Genomic DNA, 20,747 nt, shown 5'->3' with positions numbered 1-20,747 from the left:
CACACTTGGAGACTCCACGATTCAACCTTTTCGGTCCGGCAGTCCCGTCCCCGCGGCGCTACGTCCGGTCGAAGTCGGCCGCGGCGTGCAGGTCCGCGAACGCGTCCGCCTCCCGACGCTCCTGCTCGGTCGTGCCGGCGTCGTCGCGCAGTCGGCGCTTGAGGACGGCGAGCGCGCCGTGGTCGTTGGCCGCGATCTCCTCGGCCACCGCCCGCGGATCGGCAGTGATCCGGGAGAGCAGTCCCATCCGGAGCGCCGCCTCGGCGTCGACGACCCGTCCCGAGAGCGCGATGTCCATGGCCTCGCCCTCCCCGACCACGCGGGGGAGGCGCGCGGTACCGCCCCAGGCACCGAACAGGCCGAGTTCCACGCCGGTCTCGGCGAAACTCGCGTCCGCGGTGCCGACCCGGAGGTCACACGCGAGCGCGAGTTCGACGCCACCGCCCCGGGCGGGGCCGTCGATCCCCGCGACGACGACGGGCTCGCTGTCCTCGATGGCGCGAGCGACCACCTGGCCGTGGGCGGCGAACTCGCGGGGGTCGTCGAGGCCGGCGACCACGTTCAGGTCGGCCCCGGCACAGAAGGCGTCACCCGCCCCCTGCAGGTAGACGACGGGGGAATCGGCGTCGGTGACGGCCGCTTCCAGCGCGTCCAGCCCCGACGGGGTGAGGGCGTTGCGTCGCTCGGGCCGGTCGAGCGTGACGACCAGCACCTCGTCGGCCCGTTCGGTCGTTATCATGCCGGGTCCGTGGTCGGTCGTTTCCAAAGGTCTTTGCCTTTCCCCCCGCTAGTTCGGCGTAATGGACGAAGCCGCTGCGGTTCGGCGAGCGGCGCTGGAGGCCGTCGACGACGTCGATCCGGATCGTCTCTTCGAGCGCATCGAACAGCGCATCGAGGGTGGATCGATGGCGCCGGGCGCGCTGACGCTGTGCAGTGCAGCGGCCGTCGCCGAGGGGGCCTCGGCCGGATCCGACGAGGTCGGCACCGACGGCATCGACGACCGCGCCGCCGGTGTCCAGCTCATCTACGAGGGACTCCGCCTCACCCGCTCGCTGGCCCACGCCGAACCGTGGGCCGGCCACGGCCGACTCGACGACTGGTCGACTTCGGCGGTCGCGGCGGCCCGATCCGGCGACGGCGACGGGAAAGAACGGGCGGCCGCCGCGGCCGATCTCGACGTACTTGTCGCGGACATCCTCGTCGCCCGCGGCTTCTACCTCCTGGCGCGGACCGAGGCCGCCGAGGCCGCCGTCACGGTCGTCCGCTCGTTCGGGCAGGATCAAACTGTGCGCCGGGAGACCGACGACCCCACGCTCGACGGCAACCTCGAAGCCGACGTGTTCGAGCTGGCCGTCGTCGCCGGGACCACCGCCGCCGGCGGGAGCGCCCCCGTCGGCTGTCGGGAGTTCGTCACCGACCTCGCGACGGTCGAGGGCGACCTCCCACAGGCCGAGGCCGTCCTCACCGGCGAGGTCCGCGACCGACTCGGCGGACTCGTCGGGACCGAACCCTCGCCCGCGGGCGGTGCGCGGACCTCCGCGGACCACTGACGCCCGAGAATCGACGATTCTGGACTCGCTCTGAGTGGTACGTCACGGTTCGCCACGGCGACGTGGTTTCATTACATATTTATAGAGCAGCCCAGTAGAACCGGGCACAGCGGATGGACGCCCCGTCCGACGCGCCTGGGTAGCTTAGCGGTAAAGCGCGTCCTTGGTAAGGACGAGACCGCGGGTTCAATTCCCGCCTCAGGCTCTCTCGAATTTTCGTTGCCGACCCGTACTGGTCGTAACCGCCAGAACCCCGACTGCTGGCGCTCCGGTCGGGGGTGCGAGAGTAGAATTGCCGAACTGTTGTTTCACCGTCAGATTAACGTAACCGCCGGACAACAACGGACCCGTGGCGGACGACTACGTGTATCGGACCGCGATCACTCGTCTCGAAGTTTCCGACGAGCAGCGCGCGCTCCTCGAAGGGACGATATCCGAGTGGAAGCGCGGATGTCAGATCGCGACCGACCTCGCGTGGAACTGCTGTCGGGCGAAGTCGGATGTCCAGTCACTCGCCTACGACACCCTGCGGGAGGAGACCGGCCTCGGAAGTCAACACGCGGTTCTGGCCACACACCACGCCGCACAGGCGATAACTGGCTGTGTCGAACGTAGATCGAGGGGAGAAAAAACCAGTAAACCACGGTTCACTGCGCCGACAGTGAAATACGACTCTCGAACGTTGACGCTGTTCGACGACGAGACAGTGTCTCTCAGTACGACCGAAGCCCGGATTCGCTGTCCGCTCGCCCTTCCGGAAGACGACGGGTATCAGTGGCAATTTCTTGATTCGGAACGCTGGGAGGTGACCGAAAGCACGCTCACTGCCGACGGGGACGACTACTTCCTCCATCTCGGTTTTCGACGCCCGAAATCGAACGACCAACCGAACACCGCCGAGGACGGAACGGTTCTCGGGGTCGACCTCGGTGTCGAAAACATCGCTGTCACAAGCACTGCGCGGTTCTTTTCGGGACGAGAGCTACATCACACACTCAGCGAATTCGAGGAGACACGTGCTGGGTTGCAACGTACTGGAACGCGAAGCGCCCACCGAACGCTCGAACAGGCGAGCGGCCGCCAACTGCGAACCGTTCGCGACGAGATGCATCGTGTCTCCAAGGGAATCGTCACCGAAGCTGTCCGATACGAGTGCGATCGCATCGTCTTCGAGGACCTCACACACATCCGGAAACGAACGGACGATGCGTGGGGGCACAGGTGGGCTTACAGAAAACTCTACCAGTTCGTCGAGTACAAGGCTGAACGGCACGGCATCGCGGTCGAACAGGTCGATCCTGCCGACACGTCGAAACGGTGTGGCGAGTGTGGGTTTGTCTCCGATGCGAACCGTCCCACTCGTGAGCGGTTCGAGTGCCGAGCCTGTGAGACGGGAGCGAACGCGGATTACAACGCAGCGAAAAATATCGGATTGCGGTACGTCCGCCGGGGCCAACAGTCGTCCCGGCGGACGGGCGACGGTCAACTCGCCCTGAAGTCCGGAACGGTGACACCGAACAGCGGATTTACCGCTTACCCCGATGGGTTCGAGGCCGAGTTCACGGACAAGCGCCGGTGTGGTACCAGGCCGCCGACACCATCGGATCCCGCTTGATGGTCACACCGACGCAGTCGATATTCCGGCCTAGGCTCTTCTCGCGACTCGACGCCCACAGAGTGACAGCGACGGGCACAGAGTCACGAGATCGAAACGGGGCGGAAAGAACATCTACTGCCCGTTCTACCGCAACGACCCCGACGTTCACTCCACTTGAATTTTATTGCTGATAATCGGGCACAAGATACTTTACCCACCCGCACATATCGGTGAGTAGGCACCAACACGGTGCCACCCCCACCCCCCACCCCCCACCGATCCCCCACCCTTTCTACTTCGACGCCACACCTCCGAGCGACGGCTGTGTCCGGACGCTCGGCCGAGATCGAACGACCGCCAAATCCCGTGCTAGAGAACCACAATCCCTTATATTCGTTAGCTCGCTCTAGGTCCGGGAGGGCGATTAAAGAGTTTTAACATTATAGACCATAACATTTTTCTGCTGATGTATACTCGTGACGGATGCGTACGAACAGACACCGCGGCAACGCGGGCGGAGTTCCATGTTACCGGGTACGATCCGTCGCAGATTCCAGTCGTCAGCCGCTGTCGGCACGTGGGCACAGTGGGCGGTTCGCGCCGCTGCTGGCCCCCAGAGTGGGGTCGACCGGCTGGGTCGAACACGGATGCCGACCGGAACTGGAACCCTCCCGCACGGTCTTCGGGCGGCAGCTAGGTCCCACCGTTCGCGGACCGTTTCGACAGAGATAAACCGATTCTACTGGAGGACCTAAACGCAATAACCATGGCACACGATTCAGATGGGGACGACCCCGTTGCGAGCAGCGTCAAGAGCACAGAACCCTACATCAAGGACGTCGACAACAAGAAGGCGCGCGAACTGCGCGAGCAGCTGAACAACCAGGACTACGTCTTCGCGCCCGGTCTCTACCACGCGCTCGACGCCCGACTGGCCGAGATGGCCGGTCTGGACGCCGCGTACATGTCGGGGTACTCGACGGTCCTCGGCCAGTTCGGCTTCCCGGACCTCGAGATGGTCGACATGCGCGAGATGGTCGAGAACGCGAAGCGCATCGTCGAGGCCACGGAACTGCCCGTCATCGCGGACTGTGACACCGGCTACGGTGGCATCCACAACGTCCGCCGTGCGGTCCGAGAGTACGAGAAGGTCGGCGTCGCTGCGGTCCACATCGAGGACCAGACGACGCCCAAGCGCTGTGGGCACATCGCCGGCAAGAAGATCGTCTCCCGCGAAGACGCCAAGGCCCGCTTCGAGGCCGCCGTCGACGCGAAGCAGGACGAGGACACCATCATCATCGCCCGGACCGACGCCTACGGCTCGGCCAACGGTGACTGGGAGGAACACCTCGAGCGCGGTCGGATGTACGCCGACGCCGGCGTCGACCTGGTCTGGCCCGAGATGCCCGACCCGTCCCGCGAGGACGCCGTCAACTACGCCGAGACCATCCACGAGACCCACCCCGACCTGAAGCTGGCCTTCAACTACTCCAGCTCCTTCGCGTGGTCCGAGGAGGACGACCCGCTCACGTTCCAGGAACTGGGCGACCTCGGCTACAAGTACCAGTTCATCACGCTGTACGCCCTGCACTCGGGCGCACACGCCGTCTACGAGGACATGGTCAACATCGCCGAGAACGACGAAGAAGCTCAGTGGGACCTCGAAGACCGCTACCTGGGTCACGAGACCGAGAGTCACCACCAGCTCTCCTTCGTCCCGCGCTTCCAGAACATCGAAGCGCAGTTCGACCCCGAAGCCAAGAAGCGCCAGCAGGAGTCCGCCGGCTTCAGCGACGACGAGGAAGAAGCCGTCATCAACTCCGACCAGGACTGAGCGGGCGCTTCTCGAAGCGCCGGACGCGCGAGCGGGCCACTGGCCCGCGAGCACAGCGGTCTCTAACCGACGCTTTTCTTTCGACGCTCGCCGGATAGCGACGGCTCCGTCCGCCCGCAACCGTCGAAAAACCAGTCGCCCGCTCAGTCGTCGGCAGTCCGTTCGACGACGGTCACCACCACGTCCCAGTCGGGATGGCCGTCCTCGCCGTCCACGTCCCACCCGCCCTCGACCTCGATGCCGTTTTGATGTGCCGTCCGCAACAACTCGGTGAGCAGCGTCTCGAACGTCGACTCGTCGGTGACGCGCAGGTTGGGGTCATCCATTGTGTCCTCACGGGGTATGCAGTGACTTCGGCAGAACTGGTGCCTCGTCTGCCCCGCGGAGGTCCCTGGCAGTGTGCAATGTCCGTACCTCGATTTGTGGACCTGACGGTAACAACCTATCGATTAGCATGGTATACCATGCCACCAGCCCGGTCCGGTCGCCGCCTCCGATTTCGTATCACTGGAGCAAAACCATACCCCGACTCCTTATACCTCGGTGACGTACCCTCGTATACCAAGGCACCCACATTTGACCCGGGAAACAGAATTACCAGACACTGACCGGTTCATGAGTGTCATCGTGGAGATGGAGGTCGTCACGAGTGATTTCGAGTTGGGTCGCATCCTCGATGTCGTCCCCGGTGTTCGGATCGAGGTCGAAACGATGGTGCCTGCCGGAGAGCGAGCTGTGCCGCTGTTCTGGGTCTACGACGGGAACCGGAGCTCCTTCGAGTCTCGCGTCCGGGATCACCCGGCTGTCGATGCGGTCACCGAGATCGACGAGTTCGACGACCGGACGCTGTACGCTATCGACTGGAACGTCGAATTCGATCACCTCTTCGAGGCCATCGTGGCCAACGACGGGCACGTCCTGGCCGCGACGGGCCACAGCGATGCCTGGCAGTTCGAGGTCCGGTTTCCCAGTCACGACAGCCTGTCGTCGTTCCGGGAGTCGCTGGACGACGCCCGGATCAACTTCGAGGTGATCCGGGTGTACAACCCCACGCGACCCGATGCCGGTCCCTGGTTCGGACTGACGCCGACCCAGCGCGAAGCGCTGGTACTGGCCGTCGAGTCCGGGTACTACGACATCCCCCGGACCTGTACGACCGTCGAGCTGGCCGAGAAACTGGGCATCTCCGATCAGGCCGTCACCGAACGGCTCCGCCGGGCCATCGTCAACCTCGTCGACCACTCGCTTCTCGTGACGCCCGACGAGACGGACTGACGGATCGTTCGGACCCGTTCGCCGCTGGACATGTATAGGGACACAGTATGGTCAGCCATGCGCGGATTACAACCGACTTCATGTCGATACTCCCACTGGGATGAGTTCTCCGGGACCCGAGGACGACCGTCCGGCGCTGGGGGAGTCGGCAGACCCGTCGTTCGACAGGTGGCTCGAACTGCTCGCTCACCGTGACCGCCGCCTCGTCGTCTCGACCCTTCTGGAGAACGGGGACGACAGGCTCCCGGTCGGTGTCCTCACCGACGTGATCGTCCGCGAACGCGCCGACGACGTGCGTCCGCAGTCCGTCCTGATCGACCTCCATCACGTCCACCTGCCGAAGCTCCAGCGCGCGGACGTGATCGAGTACGAGAGGGAGGCGTCGCTGGTCGTCTATCGCGGAAACGAGGAACTGGAACGGTGTCTGCGGGCCATCGAGGACGTGGCGGCCGACTGACTCGCTCCGGACGGTATGCACCCGCACAGCGGGCTTGCGACTCGATTCGGCCAGCTTTAAGAACCGCGGAGTAATCCCTTCGAGTGACTACAATGACTGCAATCGACAAGCGTCTCCACGACCGAAAGTTCGTGCGGACGTTCTTTACGACCCCGACAGCAGAGAGCGGTGCCGACGACTCCGCCAAGAAGCTCCGGAGCGCCATCGGTCTGCGCGGGATGCAGGCCCCCGACGTGTGGGTCCCGGACAACGAGGACGCCACCGCGCCCAACATGCGCGACGAGGGTGCCGAGAACATCGCCGAGGTCGTCGCCGAGGAGGGTGACGAGTTCCCCGGTGAGATCCACCCCCGCGTCGTCTGGCACCGCGACAGCCCCGAGACGCGCTATCAGGGCTTCCAGCACATGCTCGAGATCGCCGACCCCGAGAACGGAGCCGTCGAGAACATCGACGGGTTCGTCATCCCCGAGGTCGGCGACATCGACGACTGGAAGAAGGCCGACGAGTTCATCACCATCGTCGAGAACGAGTACGGTCTCGAAGAGGGCTCGCTCGCGATGAGCGTCATCATCGAGTCCGGCTCCGCCGAGCTGGCCATGGGCAAGCTCCGCGACGAGATGGGCAAGGCCGACAACAACCTCGAACGCCTGTTCCTGCTGGTCGACGGTGAGGTCGACTACACCAAGGACATGCGCGCGATCACGCCGACCGGCGGCCTCCCCGAGTGGAAGGAACTGCGCCACAACACCTCCCGCGCGGCCAGTGCCGCCGGCTGTATCTCCGTCGACGGTCCCTACGACGACATCCGCGACGTGGACGGCTACCACGAGCGCATCACCGCCAACAACGCGATGGGCATGCTCGGCATCTGGTCGCTGACCCCCGGGCAGGTCGTCGAGGCCAACAAGTCCCCGCTCCCGCCGGAGGAGGGCTACTGGATCATCGACGCCGACGGTCGCGAGGTCGAACTCGACAGCCAGGACGGCGTCGAGGTCTACAGCGGCGACCGGATCGAACTCGAAGAAGAGGACGGCGGCTACGAACTCGAAGTCGGCAGCGACGAGATCTTCGTCGAGACAGAGGAGGACCTCGCCGACGAACTGCTCGACCTCGTGGACTACGTCCCGAGCATGGACGACATCGTCGACTCCATGGAGGAGTTCGAGGCGGCCAAGGAGGCCGGCAAGGGTGCCATCGCGATGACCCGCGCGGCCACCATCGAGATCGACGGCGTGCAGGTCGACGTCAGCAGTGACCGCATGTGGGACGAGGCGACCTACCAGGCCCTCATGACCCCCGTCGCGCTGTTCCAGGACGTCTACGAGAACCGTCCGGACCAGCACGACGACCTCGCGGAGCTGTACGGCGAGGACGTCGTCGACCGCGCGATGGACGTCGGGAACTAAACGGCAACTCCCTTCGTTTTTTTACAGCCAGTCGGACAGATCGGCCGCAGGACCGCCGTTCGCGAACGGCGTCTCCGCGAAGGGGACGGGCCGGGGCCGGTCCCGTTCGGCCAGGAGCGACTCCGCGCGTGCCCTGTCGGCCGCGCCGGCGTCGACGACGCCCCAGGGCGGCCAGAACGCGGCGTAGACGAAACTCCCCAGCGAGCGGTCCCACCGCAGGTACATGTCGGCCTCGTCGGCTCTGGTTACCAGGCACACGTCGCCGTCGGTCACTCGCGTCACCTCGACGTAGTCGGCCAGGTCGAGATCGGCCAGATCGCCGCCGTCGCCCAGGGCCCCCCAGAGGAGTCGGCAGGGCCGGCTATCGGTGTACTGGAACAACACGTCACGCACAGCATCCCGATCGGACATCAGCCTGTGTAAAGTGACCAATACGCATAAGCATCCGGGTCCCCCCGGATACCGCCTCGATACGGGGCCGGTACGGGGCGACCGGCCGGCCACACTCCCGCCGACGGCGGGGCTAGTGTTTTTACCCATGGTGGCATACCACACACCTATGAAGTTCGTCATCGTCGGCTTCGGCCGGGTCGGGATGCGCACCGCACGGAACCTCCAGTCCGAGGGCCACGAGGTCGTCATCGTCGAGAACGATCACGACAAGATCGCTCGCGCCGAGTCCGAGGGCTTCGCGGTCGTCGAGGGCGACGGGGCCGAGGAGGACGTGCTGGAAGCTGCCGGACTCGAAGCCGCCGACGCCATCGCCGCGCTCACGGGCGATCTCAACACGAATTTCGCGGCCTGTATGGTCGGGAAACACCACGGCTGTCGCACAGTCTTGCGGATCGACGAGGACTACCGCGAGGAGATCTACGCGAAGTACGCCGAGGACGTCGACGAGATCATCTACCCCGAACGGCTCGGGGCCGCCGGCGCGAAGACCGCGTTGCTCGGCGGTGACTTCAACGTTCTGGCGGACATCACCGAGCAACTCTCGGCGGCCACGATCCGAATCCCGGACGACTCGCCGATGATCGGCAAACGCGTCGTGGAGATCGACCTCCCGGCCGACGCCCGCCTGTACGCGCACGGCCGCGCGAACGAACCCATGACCATCCCCCTGCCACAGACCGAGATCGAGGCCGACGACAGCGTCGCCCTGATCTCACACCCGGACTCGCTGGCGGCCGCTCGCGAACAGTTGCGTGGCGAGAGCGCCTGAGCCGTCCCTCTCGGCGTCGGTGAAAGGAAAGTGGGGTGGGGTCAACGGTGTCCGGGCGCGCGAAAGGATGGGAGACTGAGGCCGCCTGAGCGCGCCCTAATTTTCAGCAGGTGCGGGTAGTACTTAAAATCGCGTCAGACATCCGTCACACCCGCGGGAAACCGCACGAGGGCGACCGCCCCACAGATCCGAGCGGCCGGCCCAGCGACGGACCAGCTAGCCGATACTGGGCACGTCCGACGAGTCACGGAACGTCGAACGGTTGCTGATAACGCTGATATGCCGCGGGTTCCGAGGGCGTGTCGTGGCCGTATCGACCGTCGAACGCGTCGAGCAGTGGCTTCCCGTCGCCGTCGGGGACCTGACGGGCGCGTTAGGGGATTCGGTTACGGTGTTGCCCCTCGTGGTGGCGCTGGGCGCGCTGACGCCCGCGTCGCTCGCGCACGTCCTCGTGGGCTTTGGCGTCTTCCAGATCGTCTGGGGGCTCCGGTACGGCCTCCCGCTGTCGGTCGAGCCGATGAAGGCGCTGGCAGGGCTGGCCATCGCCGGTGCGCTGACCTACGGCGAACTCGTCGCCGCCGGCCTGCTCGCGGGCGGCGTCTTGCTCGTCGTCGGTGCGACGGGGACGCTCTCCCGCCTCCAGACCGTGATCGGCCGGCCGGTCATCCGCGGCGTCCAGTTCGCCGTCGCTCTCCTGCTCGCCCAGGCCGGTCTCGACCTCGCGCTGGGCGATCCGGCCGTGGCGGCCGTCGGCGCGGCGCTGGCTGGCGTGGTCGCCGTCGCCGGCTACCGCCGCGCCGCCGCGCTGGTCGTCCTCGCGGCCGGCACCGTCTGGACCGCGGTCGTCGCTGGCGTCCCCGCACCCGCACTGCCCGCTGCGTCGCTGTTCCCGACCGGCGGCCCCGCCTTCACGATTGGCGCCCTCGAAGGTACTGTGGCACAGCTGGCGATGACCGTGGGCAACGCCGCGGTCGCGACCTCGCTGCTCTGTGCCGACCTGTTCGACCGCGACGTGTCGCCGGACCGCCTCGCCCGGAGCATGGGCGGGATGTCCCTGGCCGCGGTGCCGCTGGGCGGCCTGCCGATGTGTCACGGCAGCGGCGGCCTCGCCGGGAAGTACGCCTTCGGCGCGCGCAGTGGGACCGCCAACGTCGTCCTCGGCGTCTGCTATCTCGCCGGCGCGCTGGTGGCCGGCCTCTGGCTGTCTTTCCCCATGGCACTCCTGGGTACCCTGCTCGGCGTCGTCGCCGTCCAGCTCGGCCGGGTCGCGCTGGACACCGACCACCTGCCGCTGGTCGGTGCCATCGGCCTGCTCGCCGTGGCCACCAACGTCGGCGTCGCCTTCCTCGCCGGCCTGGGGTACTGGCTCGCCCGCGAGCGCTGGCTCGCCTGAGCGGTGGCTTTTCGGCGCGTGCCCACCCAGAGGGCGTATGACCTGGGCCGAGTTGTTCGACCGCGCCGACGAGTACGAGGTCGACCTCGCGACCGTCCGCGACCGGCTGGCGGCCCGGAGGGCTGAGGATGACTGAGGGCCCCAACCCCGCCCGGTTCGTCGCGGACGCGGACGTGCTGGCGGCCGACCTGCTCGTGGACGGGCCCGCCCGCGAGGCGCTCGACATCGCGCGGGCCCACGACTGGGTACGGCTGGTCGCCAGCGATCCCCTCCTCTCGGACGCCGAGGCCGTGATCGCCGACTGCGCCGACGCCGACCTCGCCGCCGACTGGCGCGAGCGGATCGATGCGCTGCGCGAACCCGTCGAACATCCCGATGGCGACCACCCCGCGCTGGCCTCGGCCTACAACGGCGACGCCCCGCACCTCCTCACCTTCGACGAGGGGCTCCGATCGGTTGAGGCGGGCGCAGCCCTCCGGAAACACGTCGACGTGAGCGTCCGTGACCCGCGGGCGTTCGTCTCGCTGTTCGATCCCGAAGGGATGTACGAGGTCGTCGTCGGCGGTACGTATCCCGGGCCGGACCGGGACCCGCGGACGTGATGCCCGGACCTCGTTCCCTCGGCGCGCCCGAACTGCGACTGGCCTGATATACCTCGCTACCGCTCGGCGAACTTCCGAAAGACTCGCTTCGCTCGTCTTTCGACGTTTCAGTCGCTCACTCCGTTCGCTCCCGGTACCACGCCCAGACAGTTCGGGGTGCTCGCTGTCGCTGCGCTCCCGGACTGCGGCTGGTCTGGTTCGCTTCGCTAGCGCTCAGCGAACTTCCGAACGACTCGCTTCGCTCGTCTTTCGACGTTTCAGTCGCTCACTCCGTTCGCTCCTGAAACCACTCGGAGAACTTCGCCAGCGCCCGCCCGCGGTGAGAGACCGCGTTCTTCTCCTCGGGCGTCATCTCGGCGAAGGTCGTCCCGTCGTGCTCGAAGATGGGATCGTAGCCGAACCCACCCTCACCCCGCGGCGCGACGATCTCGCCGGGGACGTACCCCTCGAAGATCCTCACCGGCAGGTCGCCCCCGGCCACCTGGTCGTCCGTCGTCGCCGCCGCGCGTTCCTCGGCGCTCTGGTCCTGCCCGCGGCGCTCACGGGTCGCACCGCTCCCCGTTCGCTCGTCCCGAGACTCGTCTTCCGTTCGGGTCTCGTGCTCGACCGGTTCCGGCGACGGGTCGAAGCCCTCGCCGTCGCAGTAAGCCAGCACGGTCCTGAACGACGCCGCGCGGTCGTCTTCCTCGCGGGTGAGCCGCCAGACGCGCTCGACGCCCACCGTGTCCTCGACGTAGGATGAGTAGGGGCCGGGGAAGCCGTCGAAGGCGTCGACGAACAGGCCGGCGTCGTCGACCAGGACTGGCTCCTCGACGTGGCGATACGCCTCCCGCGCGCCGTGGGCGGCCACGGTCGCGAGGTCGTCGGCCTGGATCTCCGTGTAGTCGAAATCGAGCTGTTCGACCGTCTCGTCGCCGAGATACTCGCGGGCTTCCCGCACCTTCCCCTGATTGGTCGTCACGAACCGGAGCATACCCGGCGGTCCGCGCCGCCGGTCAAAAGACGCGTCGATTCAGTCGACGATGACTTCGACGGGCTCGTCCTCGTCGCCGGCTTCGCTCTCCTCGCTCGACTGCCGACCCTGGTAGAACAGGAGGCCGGCGACGGCCAGCACGATCCAGGACCGCCAGTTGGCCAGGTTCAGCGTGTAGCCGATGCCGAAGGGCTTCTCGACGAGCATCCCCTCGCCGGGCCGCCAGTACGACGAGAGCAGACGCTTGATGCTCGGCCGCTCGAAGTTGTACGGTACCCCGAAGATCTCACCGGACTCCGGCTTGTCAGCCATACTCCGTGTTTCGTCTGGCCCCGTTAAGACGTTTGTCCTGACGAGGCAGACCGGGACCTGTCTTTATCTCACTCCGCCACATCTGTTGACACATGTCACAGCCGTCCCGAGTCGCCGCCGTGCGCGAGGCCGTCTGGGAGCGCCACGCCAACCCGAAAAGCGGCTGGTCACGCGTCGCCAGCCTCCCCCTGCTCATGCTGGCGATCTACCGCCGGGACGAGCGCCTGCTGGTCGGCACCGTGCTGTTCGTCGCCATCAATCCCGTCCTGTTCCCGCCCCCGTCCGACGACGACGCGTGGATGACCCGCGTCGTCTACGGCGAACGGCTCTGGCTCGAACACGGGAACCGCTGGCATCCGATCCAGTTGCTGAACGTCTGTAACGCCGCCTGCACGATCTACGCCGTCCGCGCGGCCGTCCGCCGCCAGCCCGTCCGGACCGCCGTCGCCACCGCCGGCGCGATGGCGCTGAAGTTCCTGTTCGTCGCCTTCGTCGCCGATTACTACGACCGCCACGCCGCCGACGTGACGCCCGAGTAATCACTGATAGCGGCCGCGCCCCTCGATCTCCCGCAGGTGATCGAGGACGCGCTCGTCGCCGACGGCTCCGTACGCGTCCTCGGCGGCCCCGAGGAGACTCTCGGCATCGTCGGCCGTCCCCGCGAGCGACTGGGCCAGCACGTGCAGGTCCATCGCGTAGTCCTCGCGGTCGTCGGTGTAGTAGCCCAGTCCGAAGTCGATGAGGTACGTGCGGCCATCGTCACTACTGGTTCCCTCGAAGGAAATCCTCACGTTCCGCGTCGTCGGATCGCCGTGGACGAACCCGGCCTCGTGGATCGTCGCCAGGTGCCGCCCCACGTCACGGACGTTGGCCTCGGTCAACCGCTCGCGGAGGTCCGCGTCGCCGACGCGCTCGAAGACCAGCCGGGTCTCCCAGGGGTCCACGTCCAGCACGACCGGCGTGGGGACGCCGTGGCGGCGCGCGTCGGCGGTGAGCCGGGCCTCCTCTCTGGTGCGCTCGACCCGCAACCGCTCGTCCAGTTGCGGGTGGCGGTAGCTCCGCGGGCGTCGGTGTTTGACCACGCGGTCGCCGTCGATCTCGACGGTCGCCTCCGCGCCCTGCAGTTCGTCGGCTCGCGGCGTTTCGCCGCTCGCTCGTTCGGCGGGCGTCGTGTCCGACGCCCGCCCGCGCCAACTGACTTCGACCTGATCCGGCCGGAAGTCCGCGTCGATGCCCGACTCCGCTATCGAGAGCGTGTCGCCCGCGTCGTACATCTTCGCGCCCAGCACCGCGATCATCCCGGCGTTGTCCCGCAGGAAGCGCGGTTCGGGGGCGAAGAAGTCAGCGCCGCGTTGCTCGCACATCTCCCCCAGCATCTCCCGCAGGCGGGCGTTCTGGCCCACCCCGCCGCCGAGGACGAGTTCGTCGCTGCCTGTCAGCGAGAGGGCGCGCTCGCTGACTTCCGTCAGCATCGCGAAGACGCTCTCCTGCAGGCCGTGACACACGTCTTCGACGGGAACCCCATCGTCCACGGCGTCCTTGGCCGCGCTCATCACGCCCGAGAAGGAGAAGTCCATCCCCTTGACGACGTAGGGGAGTTCGTGGTACGCGCCGTCCTTTGCGGCTTCCTCGACCTTCGGCCCGCCGGGGTGGGACCAGTCGAGGTGGCGGGTGAACTTGTCGATGGCGTTGCCGACGCCGGTGTCCATCGTCTCGCCCAGCACGCGGTAGCGGCCGTTCCGGTAGGCCAGGACGTGGGCGTTCGCGCCGCTGGCGTTCAGACAGACCGGCGAGGAAAAGCCCGAGCGGTGCCGGCCGATCTCCAGGTGGGCCACCATGTGGTTGACGCCCACGAGGGGCACGTCCAGTCGCTGGGCGACCGCGCGGGCCGCCGTCGCGACGATACGCAGACAGGGGCCGAGTCCCGGCCCCCGGGAGAAGGCCACGCAGTCGACGGGTGGGTCGTCGGTTTCGCGGTCGGGGTCCTCGGCCGCCAGTTCACGGGCGTGACCGAGCGCCCGCTCGACGACCGGGGGAACGTTGTCGCCCATGTGTTCGGCGGCTTCGCGCGGGTGGATACCGCCGCTGTCGGGCTGGTAGGCCTCGGTCTCGATCTCGACGGCATCGGTCGCGCTGTCGTAGACGGCCGCGCTGGCCGCCCAGGCGGTCCCCTCGATGCCCAGCACGCGCGTGTCCGGCGTCACTCTTGCCAGTCGGGAGGCGACGAGCGGGCAAATGGGTTGTCATCCGGGCTGCCCTCCTCGCCGCTGAACCCCCTCCGTCCAAACGTTGAAATACGAAGGCGGAACCAGCCCGGCCCAGCACATGCGACGGACAGTGCGACGACGGCGGTTGCTCGCCACACTCGCCGGCGGGGCCGTCGGCGCGACGGCGATCAGTAGCGTCGGAGCGGTACGGACGACCGGACAGGACGGCACGGCGGAGTCGGCGAACGGCGACCTCGCGTGGACGCGAACTCACTCGGGCGACGGCACTCGACTGACCGCCGCGAACACGGCTGTCGAGGCTGGAGGCGACGGTTACCTCGTCGCCGGGCGGCAGGCGACTGGCGAGCAGGGGGCGGACGCCTGGGTGGCGTCGTTCGACGGCGACGGCCGGTACCAGTGGGGCCGTCGATACGAGGGTGGCGTGCGCGGACGCATCGAGACGGTCGTCGCCAACGACGACGGCACGTACTTCCTGGCGGGCGGCCGCGCGAGCGAGAACACGACCGGCGCCTGGGCCGCGACCGTCGCCGCCGACGGGTCGATCCGGTGGGAAGAGCGGTTCCAGTCGGCGGCCATGATCCGCTCGGCGACCGCCACCGACGGGGGCTATCTCCTGATCGGTGCGACGCCGGCGCAGTCCCTCTGGCTCGCGGCCATCGACGAGACGGGTGCCATCGAGTGGAAACAGACGGACCGCGGGCAGTTCGGCTACAGCGTCGTCCCGGACGGCGACGGCAGGTATCTCCTCGCCGGTGCCGAAATCGGCGACGACCGTAATCTCCACCCCTGGATCGCGTCCATCGTCGATACCGGACGACAGCGCTGGGCCAGATCCTACGAGACACAGGGAGTCGCCTACGACCTCGCCCCGACCGACGACGGGTTCTATCTGGCCGGACTCGCGCGTGGCCCCGGCGAGGCGACGACGGCCGCGTACGTCGCGAACCTCGACCGGAACGGCCAGCAGCGGTGGCACCGGACCTACGGTCCCAACGAACGGAACATCCTCTTTGCGGCAACCACGGTCGAGAATACGGCACTGGTTGGCGGCTGGACCGGCGTCGAATCGACCGGCGACGCCTGGCTGATCGCCGTCGACGACGCGGGCGACCGGAAGTGGGACCGGACCTACGGTCCGGGTGCGTGGGACCGGTTCAACGACCTCGTACCGACCGACGACGGCGTCCTCCTGCCCGGCGGGAGCGGGACGGACGCCCTCTTCGGCCTGTACGACCCATCGGGCCAGTCGGGCGGGCAGTCGACACGGACGACGGCGTCCCCAGTTCCGGACACGCCGACGACCGACGAGCGAACGGACTCGACGGCTCCCCGGTCGACAGCAGGACCCGGTAGTGCGCCGACGCCGACGGTCGACGAGTCGACTGCTGGCGCGGCCGACGACCCCGGGTCGACGACCACGTCCGGCTCGGGGCCGGGACTGGGCGTCGCGAGCGCGCTCGCGGGCGTCGGTAGTGCTGCCGCTCTGCTCCGGCGGGATCGGCAGGACGAAAACTGAACGGAGTCCTACTGCCACTCGGTGTAGCTACACCGGCCGCAGTGGAGGCGGTCGCCGTGATCCGCGAGGAAGGAGTCGCCACAGCGCGGGCACGTTTCCTTCTCGGTCGTCCCGTCGTCTTCGTAGAGTTCGTGGCGGGGCATCTATGCCTCCTCGGCCTCCTCGTCGGCCTCGCCGTCGCCGTCGGCCGTGATCTTGTTGCGTTCGAGCATGTGATCCTGCTCCACGTCGGCGGCGAACTCGGGGCTGTCGTACACCTTCGCGTAGCCCACGGTCTTGCGCATCCCGTATTTCGTGTCGAGTTCGTGGACGACGACCTCCTCGGCGTCCTTGTTGAGCTTGGCGGCGAGACTGTCACGAACCGAGAGCCGCGAGGGGGTCGCGTCCTCGTGGACCATCTCGAACCGAACGTCGGTTCGGTGTAACATCGGATTCTCCGTCTCCTCGATGATGTCGATATCCATGGTTCTTGGTGGTACTCCCCGCGAAACGAGTAAAAGGATTTCGAAGCCCGTACCGTCACCGTGTCGGTGGGTGAATGCCCGGCTCAGCCGTCGAGCAGGTCCCACAGCCGCTCGTCGTCGCCGTCCATCCGCTCGAACAGGTCCGACACTCGGGCTTTGATCTCCTCGTCACACTCCACGAGGACCATCCCCTCGTCGGGCTGGCCGTAGACGACGCTCGCGCCCGACGGTGCGGCGGCGATAGCCGGCAGCGTCGCCAGATCCTCCTCGCCGTCGACGACGATCACCGTCGACTCGCCCTCGCCGGCGGCGTCGATGGCCGTCGCGAGCGCCGACAGGAGGCCCGCGCTCAGTCCCGCCGCGGCGTTTTCCACCTCGACCTCGCGGTCGAATACGCCCGCGTCGATGGCCTCCTGGATGTGGTCCTCGATGGCCGAGCGCTTGGTCTGGCCGTCGATCAGCGCCACGTCCGGCCGGTGGTCGGCCTCGATCAGGTGGTAGGTGACGATGTCACCGACCGCGATCAGGGGCGGGTCGGCGGCCGCGAACAGCGCCTCGGCCTCGGTGTAGACCTCGCCCATCGGGTCTTTGAGCTCGCCGCGCAGTGCCTCCTGCAGGCGCACGACGACCTCGGTGTCTGTGTCGTCGGTCACGTCACCGAACCTTCAGCGCGTATTTGCCGGGCTCGTCGACCTGCATCTCCTCGGCGACCTCGCTCTCCTCGGGGTGTGCGATGATGACGTAGCCGGCCCAGTCTTCGGTCAGCGAGCTGGAGCCACAGGAGACACACGCCTCCTCCTCGCCGGACTGCTGGACGCGGTGACACTCCCGGCAGACGAGTCTGTCAGCCATGACTACTCACCCGTGGTCGCCTCGCTCTTGCGTTCCTGGCGCTCGGCTTCGAGCCAGCCGTGTTTCCCGAGCCCGACCTGCTTGGCGGTGAGGCCGATCTTCGAGTCACGGGGGTTGCGCTCGTCGATGCTCTTGGTGACGATGCGGGCCCGCACCGCGTCGCCGACCGTCAGCGTGTCGTTGGAGTCCCGGGAGGCCAACTGCTGGTTCTCCTCGTCGTATGCGAGATACTCGTCGGAGATCTGGGAGACGTGCAGCAGTCCGTCGACCGGTCCGATACCGACGAACGCGCCGAAATTGACGACCTCGACGATCTCCCCGTCGACGACCTCCTGCATCTGGGGGTCGAACGTCAGCGCGTCGAACTCTGCCTCGTAGTAGACGCCCGGCTCGTTCGGGAGGACCGCGCCCTCACCGATGTCCTGGACCTCGATGACCGAGACGACGCTACCAACGTCCTCGTCCATCCGGCCTTCGAGCTTGTCCTGCAGGAGTCGCTTGACGAGTCCCGGAGTCACGTCTGCGAGGTGTTCCGGGGGCACCTCTACTGTGTCGCGAAGTCGAACCCGTTTGTACATGTTATGGTTGAGTAATGGCGAGTTTGTTCTGGCCCCTTAAACCAATTACTGGAACGCCACGGTCCAGTACGCGGTCTCGCAGGGGGCGGTCGTTCGTGACGACACAATCGCACTCGCCGGCGGCGGCGAGTTCGACGATGGCGTCGTCGGCGTACGATTCCTCGTGGTCGAGGACGCGAGCGCGGTCGGCCAGATCCCGGCCGACACTGGCGGCCGTCCCCTCCTCGCCGCCGCCGGCCGACAGTGAATCGAGTTCGGTGACCACGGCCCGTGGCACGGCCAGGTCGTGGTCGCCCAGCACGCGGTCGAGTTCCTCGAACAGTCGCACGTCGCATTCGACCGGCATCATCAGCGCGCTCGTGTCCAGACACACCGTCATTCCCGAAGCGTCCCGACGCCGATCAGTCGCCAGCGCGCGCCGACCCGGCGGTTGATGGCGATCTTCGCGCCCGGCTCGGCACACACCGGCCGTTTCAGCGCGACCTCACACTCGCCGCCGCGGGCACTGGTGACCGACCCGACGGTCGTGGCCGTCCCGACGGTGAGCATCAGCGGCTCGCCCGTCGAGATCTCCTCGACCTCGTCGGTCTCGCCGACGATCCGTTCCAGCAGGTCCACGTCCATCTCGAACTGCTCGAAGGTCGGCGGGAGCGTCCCCGGCGGGCCGGCGACCTGTCCCGCGAGCGCGTCGCCCTTCGTCAGCGACGGATCGAGGCCGGTCCCGACGCCGAGCAGGCCACCCGGCGTGGCCTCCTCGACGTCTTCGCCGCCGGCCTGGAGCGACCTGACGGTGGTCTCGACGGGCCGCCACTCGGTCTGGCCGCCCTCCTCGACTTCCCGGCCGGGGCGGAGTTCGATGTCCTCGCCGTCGTGGAGCTGGCCCTGGACGAGGCTGCCGCCCAGGACGCCGCCCATCAGCGAGTCCCAGGTCGTGCCCGGACGGTTGATGTCGAAACTGCGCGCGACCAGCATCTGGGCGTCCTCGCTGGGGTCGCGGTCGGGCGTCGGAATCTCCTCCTCGATGGCCTGGATCAGCACGTCCATGTTGACGCCCTGCTGGGCCGAGACGGGGACGATGGGTGCGCCCTCCGCGACCGTGCCCGAGACGAACTCCTTGATCTGTTCGTAGTTGTCGGCCGCGGTCTCGCGGTCGACGAGGTCGACCTTGTTCTGGGCGATGACGATGTTGTCGATGCCGATGATGTCCAGCGCCATCAGGTGTTCTTCGGTCTGGGCCTGCGGGACGGGTTCCGAGGCGCTGACGACCAGCACCGCGCCGTCCATGATCGAGGCCCCCGAGAGCATCGTCGCCATCAGCGTCTCGTGACCGGGTGCGTCGACGAACGACACGGTCCTGAGAGGCTCGCTCGGCGAGCCGTCCGGACACTCCTCGTCGACGGTGTACTTCTCGGGTTCGTCTTCGTCGGGGCACTGCCGGAAAGTCGCGTCGGCGTACCCGAGGCGGATGGAGATGCCGCGTTTCATCTCCTCGGAGTGCTGGTCGGTCCACTCCCCACTCAGCGCCTGGACCAGCGTCGTCTTGCCGTGGTCGACGTGGCCAACGAGCCCGATGTTCACCTCCGGTTGTCGGTGTTCGTCTGTCATTTCGAGAGTAATCTTACCGTCCTTTCGCCGCCTGCACCTGATAAAGTTGCTGTTCTCGCCCGCCGACGGCGGGATCGCCCCGGCTCGACGACCCCGGATCGGCCCCAGGGATTATCCACTTGCTGGCCCATTCGCCGCCCATGCCCTTCGATCCCGACCGCGTCACGACCGTCACGTTCGACTCCTACAGTACCGTCGTCGACGTCGAGGCCGCCGCGACCGCGCTGGCCGACGTCGTCCCCGACCCCGAACCCGTCTCGAACCTCTGGCGCGCCCACTCGTTGATGTACACCATGGTCGCCAACCACGTCGACGCGTACCAGCCGTTCTACGAGATGAACCGCGACGCCCTCACCCACGCGCTGGACGTGTTCGGCGTCGAGTACACCGCCGACGAGCGCGACGACATCCTCGCCGTCTACCACGAACTCGACGTGTTCGAAGACGTTCGTGCGGGCATGGAACGACTCGCCGATGCCGGCTACGACCTCTACATCGTCTCGAACGGCAACCCCGAGATGCTCGACTCGATGGTCGCCCACGCCGGCGTCGACGACCTGCTCGAAGACACCGTCAGCGCCGACGAGGTGGAGCGATTCAAGCCCGATTCGGCCCTCTACCGCCACGCCGCCGCCCGGACCGGGACGCCCATCGACGAGATCGCCCACGCCACCGCGGGCTGGTTCGACGTACAGGGGGCCAGTCACGCCGGGATGCAGGGCGTCTGGGTCGACCGGAAGGACGACCCCTGGGTGACCTTCGACGGCGAACCCGACCTCACGGTCGCGGACTTCCACGGCCTCGCGGACACACTCGACGCTTGAGTCGGTCCCGTTCCCGACCGTTTTGAAAACATACTAACCAGTCGCGGCGAACGTCGAGT

The 20,747-nt window shown here is 67.2% G+C and carries 25 protein-coding genes and 1 tRNA gene; 13 read left to right on the top strand and 13 right to left on the bottom strand.

Annotated features, from left to right (window positions below):
• Positions 1 to 58: 58 nt before the first annotated feature.
• Positions 59 to 739 (bottom strand): enoyl-CoA hydratase/isomerase family protein, encoded by a 681-nt coding sequence (locus tag ACOZ4N_RS12865; protein ID WP_424016769.1) that lies wholly within the window; start codon positions 737 to 739, stop codon positions 59 to 61.
• A gap of 61 nt (positions 740 to 800) precedes the next feature.
• Here ACOZ4N_RS12865 and ACOZ4N_RS12860 point away from each other — a divergent pair, with 61 nt between their 5' ends.
• The 4 genes from ACOZ4N_RS12860 to aceA all read left to right on the top strand — a co-directional run bounded on the left by ACOZ4N_RS12860 (position 801) and on the right by aceA (position 4,981).
• Positions 801 to 1,550, top strand: a complete 750-nt coding sequence (locus tag ACOZ4N_RS12860) for a DUF7114 family protein (RefSeq protein ID WP_424016768.1) — start codon at positions 801 to 803, stop codon at positions 1,548 to 1,550.
• Between the two features lie 133 nt (positions 1,551 to 1,683).
• A tRNA-Thr gene (locus ACOZ4N_RS12855) sits at positions 1,684 to 1,755 on the top strand.
• 144 nt (positions 1,756 to 1,899) lie between these two features.
• A complete protein-coding gene (locus ACOZ4N_RS12850; protein ID WP_424016767.1) occupies positions 1,900 to 3,165 on the top strand; it encodes an RNA-guided endonuclease InsQ/TnpB family protein in 1,266 nt (421 codons plus the stop codon).
• 748 nt (positions 3,166 to 3,913) lie between these two features.
• Positions 3,914 to 4,981 carry an isocitrate lyase gene (gene aceA, locus ACOZ4N_RS12845; protein ID WP_424016766.1) on the top strand — a complete coding sequence of 356 codons (1,068 nt, stop codon included), beginning with the start codon at positions 3,914 to 3,916 and terminating at the stop codon, positions 4,979 to 4,981.
• A 143-nt stretch (positions 4,982 to 5,124) separates the two neighbouring features.
• On the opposite strand, the gene ACOZ4N_RS12840 is transcribed toward aceA, so the two are convergent.
• On the bottom strand, positions 5,125 to 5,307 hold the full coding sequence (locus tag ACOZ4N_RS12840; protein WP_424016765.1) for a hypothetical protein: 183 nt from the start codon (positions 5,305 to 5,307) through the stop codon (positions 5,125 to 5,127).
• A gap of 289 nt (positions 5,308 to 5,596) precedes the next feature.
• Between ACOZ4N_RS12840 and ACOZ4N_RS12835 the strand changes: the two genes are divergently transcribed.
• The 3 genes from ACOZ4N_RS12835 (at position 5,597) to aceB (ending at position 8,119) form a co-directional block, all read left to right on the top strand.
• The gene (locus ACOZ4N_RS12835) at positions 5,597 to 6,256 is read left to right on the top strand and encodes a helix-turn-helix domain-containing protein (RefSeq protein WP_424016764.1); all 660 of its coding nucleotides are present in this window, start codon (positions 5,597 to 5,599) and stop codon (positions 6,254 to 6,256) included.
• Between the two features lie 100 nt (positions 6,257 to 6,356).
• A complete protein-coding gene (locus ACOZ4N_RS12830; RefSeq protein ID WP_424016763.1) occupies positions 6,357 to 6,713 on the top strand; it encodes a DUF7344 domain-containing protein in 357 nt (118 codons plus the stop codon).
• A 101-nt stretch (positions 6,714 to 6,814) separates the two neighbouring features.
• Complete coding sequence (aceB, locus tag ACOZ4N_RS12825) at positions 6,815 to 8,119, top strand: malate synthase AceB (RefSeq protein ID WP_424019955.1); 1,305 nt, start codon at positions 6,815 to 6,817, stop codon at positions 8,117 to 8,119.
• A 21-nt stretch (positions 8,120 to 8,140) separates the two neighbouring features.
• Here aceB and ACOZ4N_RS12820 read toward each other — a convergent pair whose 3' ends face one another.
• Entirely contained in the window at positions 8,141 to 8,530 is a 390-nt protein-coding gene (locus ACOZ4N_RS12820) for a hypothetical protein (protein ID WP_424016762.1), read from the bottom strand.
• 148 nt (positions 8,531 to 8,678) lie between these two features.
• Between ACOZ4N_RS12820 and ACOZ4N_RS12815 the strand changes: the two genes are divergently transcribed.
• From ACOZ4N_RS12815 to ACOZ4N_RS12805, 3 genes are all read left to right on the top strand, one after another.
• Positions 8,679 to 9,341 carry a potassium channel family protein gene (locus ACOZ4N_RS12815; RefSeq protein ID WP_424016761.1) on the top strand — a complete coding sequence of 221 codons (663 nt, stop codon included), beginning with the start codon at positions 8,679 to 8,681 and terminating at the stop codon, positions 9,339 to 9,341.
• A 304-nt stretch (positions 9,342 to 9,645) separates the two neighbouring features.
• Complete coding sequence (locus ACOZ4N_RS12810) at positions 9,646 to 10,734, top strand: putative sulfate/molybdate transporter (protein WP_424016760.1); 1,089 nt, start codon at positions 9,646 to 9,648, stop codon at positions 10,732 to 10,734.
• A 128-nt stretch (positions 10,735 to 10,862) separates the two neighbouring features.
• The gene (locus tag ACOZ4N_RS12805; protein WP_424016759.1) at positions 10,863 to 11,336 is read left to right on the top strand and encodes a DUF7384 family protein; all 474 of its coding nucleotides are present in this window, start codon (positions 10,863 to 10,865) and stop codon (positions 11,334 to 11,336) included.
• A 265-nt stretch (positions 11,337 to 11,601) separates the two neighbouring features.
• Here ACOZ4N_RS12805 and ACOZ4N_RS12800 read toward each other — a convergent pair whose 3' ends face one another.
• Both ACOZ4N_RS12800 and ACOZ4N_RS12795 read right to left on the bottom strand, forming a co-directional pair.
• A complete protein-coding gene (locus ACOZ4N_RS12800) occupies positions 11,602 to 12,309 on the bottom strand; it encodes a non-canonical purine NTP pyrophosphatase (RefSeq protein ID WP_424016758.1) in 708 nt (235 codons plus the stop codon).
• Positions 12,310 to 12,348: 39 nt separating this feature from the next.
• Complete coding sequence (locus ACOZ4N_RS12795) at positions 12,349 to 12,621, bottom strand: DUF5808 domain-containing protein (protein WP_424016757.1); 273 nt, start codon at positions 12,619 to 12,621, stop codon at positions 12,349 to 12,351.
• 92 nt (positions 12,622 to 12,713) lie between these two features.
• On the opposite strand from ACOZ4N_RS12795, the gene ACOZ4N_RS12790 reads away from it, so the two are divergent.
• Entirely contained in the window at positions 12,714 to 13,160 is a 447-nt protein-coding gene (locus ACOZ4N_RS12790; protein ID WP_424016756.1) for a DUF6653 family protein, read from the top strand.
• Here the strand turns inward: ACOZ4N_RS12790 and ACOZ4N_RS12785 are convergent, their stop codons facing one another.
• A complete protein-coding gene (locus tag ACOZ4N_RS12785) occupies positions 13,161 to 14,825 on the bottom strand; it encodes a bifunctional N(6)-L-threonylcarbamoyladenine synthase/serine/threonine protein kinase (protein WP_424016755.1) in 1,665 nt (554 codons plus the stop codon).
• 121 nt (positions 14,826 to 14,946) lie between these two features.
• Here ACOZ4N_RS12785 and ACOZ4N_RS12780 point away from each other — a divergent pair, with 121 nt between their 5' ends.
• Positions 14,947 to 16,365: a hypothetical protein gene (locus ACOZ4N_RS12780; protein WP_424016754.1), complete on the top strand. Its 1,419-nt coding sequence runs from the start codon at positions 14,947 to 14,949 to the stop codon at positions 16,363 to 16,365.
• Between the two features lie 8 nt (positions 16,366 to 16,373).
• On the opposite strand, the gene ACOZ4N_RS12775 is transcribed toward ACOZ4N_RS12780, so the two are convergent.
• The 7 genes from ACOZ4N_RS12775 to ACOZ4N_RS12745 all read right to left on the bottom strand — a co-directional run bounded on the left by ACOZ4N_RS12775 (position 16,374) and on the right by ACOZ4N_RS12745 (position 19,864).
• Positions 16,374 to 16,508, bottom strand: a complete 135-nt coding sequence (locus ACOZ4N_RS12775; RefSeq protein ID WP_092658338.1) for a 30S ribosomal protein S27ae — start codon at positions 16,506 to 16,508, stop codon at positions 16,374 to 16,376.
• Positions 16,509 to 16,829 carry a 30S ribosomal protein S24e gene (locus ACOZ4N_RS12770; RefSeq protein WP_424016753.1) on the bottom strand — a complete coding sequence of 107 codons (321 nt, stop codon included), beginning with the start codon at positions 16,827 to 16,829 and terminating at the stop codon, positions 16,509 to 16,511.
• An 83-nt stretch (positions 16,830 to 16,912) separates the two neighbouring features.
• Complete coding sequence (locus ACOZ4N_RS12765) at positions 16,913 to 17,410, bottom strand: GTP-dependent dephospho-CoA kinase family protein (protein ID WP_424019954.1); 498 nt, start codon at positions 17,408 to 17,410, stop codon at positions 16,913 to 16,915.
• A gap of 73 nt (positions 17,411 to 17,483) precedes the next feature.
• Entirely contained in the window at positions 17,484 to 17,681 is a 198-nt protein-coding gene (gene spt4, locus ACOZ4N_RS12760; protein WP_077206065.1) for a transcription elongation factor subunit Spt4, read from the bottom strand.
• 2 nt (positions 17,682 to 17,683) lie between these two features.
• A complete protein-coding gene (locus tag ACOZ4N_RS12755; RefSeq protein WP_424016752.1) occupies positions 17,684 to 18,259 on the bottom strand; it encodes a DNA-directed RNA polymerase in 576 nt (191 codons plus the stop codon).
• Between the two features lies 1 nt (position 18,260).
• A complete protein-coding gene (locus tag ACOZ4N_RS12750; RefSeq protein ID WP_424016751.1) occupies positions 18,261 to 18,638 on the bottom strand; it encodes a PIN domain-containing protein in 378 nt (125 codons plus the stop codon).
• The gene (locus tag ACOZ4N_RS12745) at positions 18,635 to 19,864 is read right to left on the bottom strand and encodes a translation initiation factor IF-2 subunit gamma (protein WP_424016750.1); all 1,230 of its coding nucleotides are present in this window, start codon (positions 19,862 to 19,864) and stop codon (positions 18,635 to 18,637) included. Before ACOZ4N_RS12745 ends, ACOZ4N_RS12750 begins: the two co-directional genes overlap by 4 nt.
• Before the next feature lie 140 nt (positions 19,865 to 20,004).
• Between ACOZ4N_RS12745 and ACOZ4N_RS12740 the strand changes: the two genes are divergently transcribed.
• The gene (locus ACOZ4N_RS12740; protein ID WP_424016749.1) at positions 20,005 to 20,688 is read left to right on the top strand and encodes a haloacid dehalogenase type II; all 684 of its coding nucleotides are present in this window, start codon (positions 20,005 to 20,007) and stop codon (positions 20,686 to 20,688) included.
• The last annotated feature ends 59 nt before the right edge of the window (positions 20,689 to 20,747 follow it).

It is taken from the genome of Halorientalis pallida (assembly GCF_049605515.1).
Taxonomy (GTDB): domain Archaea; phylum Halobacteriota; class Halobacteria; order Halobacteriales; family Haloarculaceae; genus Halorientalis; species Halorientalis pallida_A.
This window is presented reverse-complemented; position numbering and strand designations above follow the sequence as displayed.

Bases quoted from the DNA above. Each gene is read 5' to 3' on its own strand.
- ACOZ4N_RS12750 (WP_424016751.1), bottom strand. From the start codon at position 18,638: ATGACGGTGTGTCTGGACACGAGCGCGCTGATGATGCCGGTCGAATGC.
- ACOZ4N_RS12795 (WP_424016757.1), bottom strand. From the start codon at position 12,621: ATGGCTGACAAGCCGGAGTCCGGTGAGATCTTCGGGGTACCGTACAAC.
- ACOZ4N_RS12755 (WP_424016752.1), bottom strand. From the start codon at position 18,259: ATGTACAAACGGGTTCGACTTCGCGACACAGTAGAGGTGCCCCCGGAA.
- ACOZ4N_RS12840 (WP_424016765.1), bottom strand. From the start codon at position 5,307: ATGGATGACCCCAACCTGCGCGTCACCGACGAGTCGACGTTCGAGACG.
- ACOZ4N_RS12820 (WP_424016762.1), bottom strand. From the start codon at position 8,530: ATGTCCGATCGGGATGCTGTGCGTGACGTGTTGTTCCAGTACACCGAT.
- aceA (WP_424016766.1), top strand. From the start codon at position 3,914: ATGGCACACGATTCAGATGGGGACGACCCCGTTGCGAGCAGCGTCAAG.
- ACOZ4N_RS12815 (WP_424016761.1), top strand. From the start codon at position 8,679: ATGAAGTTCGTCATCGTCGGCTTCGGCCGGGTCGGGATGCGCACCGCA.
- ACOZ4N_RS12830 (WP_424016763.1), top strand. From the start codon at position 6,357: ATGAGTTCTCCGGGACCCGAGGACGACCGTCCGGCGCTGGGGGAGTCG.
- ACOZ4N_RS12775 (WP_092658338.1), bottom strand. From the start codon at position 16,508: ATGCCCCGCCACGAACTCTACGAAGACGACGGGACGACCGAGAAGGAA.
- ACOZ4N_RS12805 (WP_424016759.1), top strand. From the start codon at position 10,863: ATGACTGAGGGCCCCAACCCCGCCCGGTTCGTCGCGGACGCGGACGTG.
- ACOZ4N_RS12835 (WP_424016764.1), top strand. From the start codon at position 5,597: ATGAGTGTCATCGTGGAGATGGAGGTCGTCACGAGTGATTTCGAGTTG.
- ACOZ4N_RS12770 (WP_424016753.1), bottom strand. From the start codon at position 16,829: ATGGATATCGACATCATCGAGGAGACGGAGAATCCGATGTTACACCGA.
- ACOZ4N_RS12800 (WP_424016758.1), bottom strand. From the start codon at position 12,309: ATGCTCCGGTTCGTGACGACCAATCAGGGGAAGGTGCGGGAAGCCCGC.
- ACOZ4N_RS12765 (WP_424019954.1), bottom strand. From the start codon at position 17,410: ATGGGCGAGGTCTACACCGAGGCCGAGGCGCTGTTCGCGGCCGCCGAC.
- spt4 (WP_077206065.1), bottom strand. From the start codon at position 17,681: ATGGCTGACAGACTCGTCTGCCGGGAGTGTCACCGCGTCCAGCAGTCC.
- ACOZ4N_RS12860 (WP_424016768.1), top strand. From the start codon at position 801: ATGGACGAAGCCGCTGCGGTTCGGCGAGCGGCGCTGGAGGCCGTCGAC.
- ACOZ4N_RS12790 (WP_424016756.1), top strand. From the start codon at position 12,714: ATGTCACAGCCGTCCCGAGTCGCCGCCGTGCGCGAGGCCGTCTGGGAG.
- ACOZ4N_RS12740 (WP_424016749.1), top strand. From the start codon at position 20,005: ATGCCCTTCGATCCCGACCGCGTCACGACCGTCACGTTCGACTCCTAC.
- ACOZ4N_RS12865 (WP_424016769.1), bottom strand. From the start codon at position 739: ATGATAACGACCGAACGGGCCGACGAGGTGCTGGTCGTCACGCTCGAC.
- ACOZ4N_RS12780 (WP_424016754.1), top strand. From the start codon at position 14,947: ATGCGACGGACAGTGCGACGACGGCGGTTGCTCGCCACACTCGCCGGC.
- ACOZ4N_RS12745 (WP_424016750.1), bottom strand. From the start codon at position 19,864: ATGACAGACGAACACCGACAACCGGAGGTGAACATCGGGCTCGTTGGC.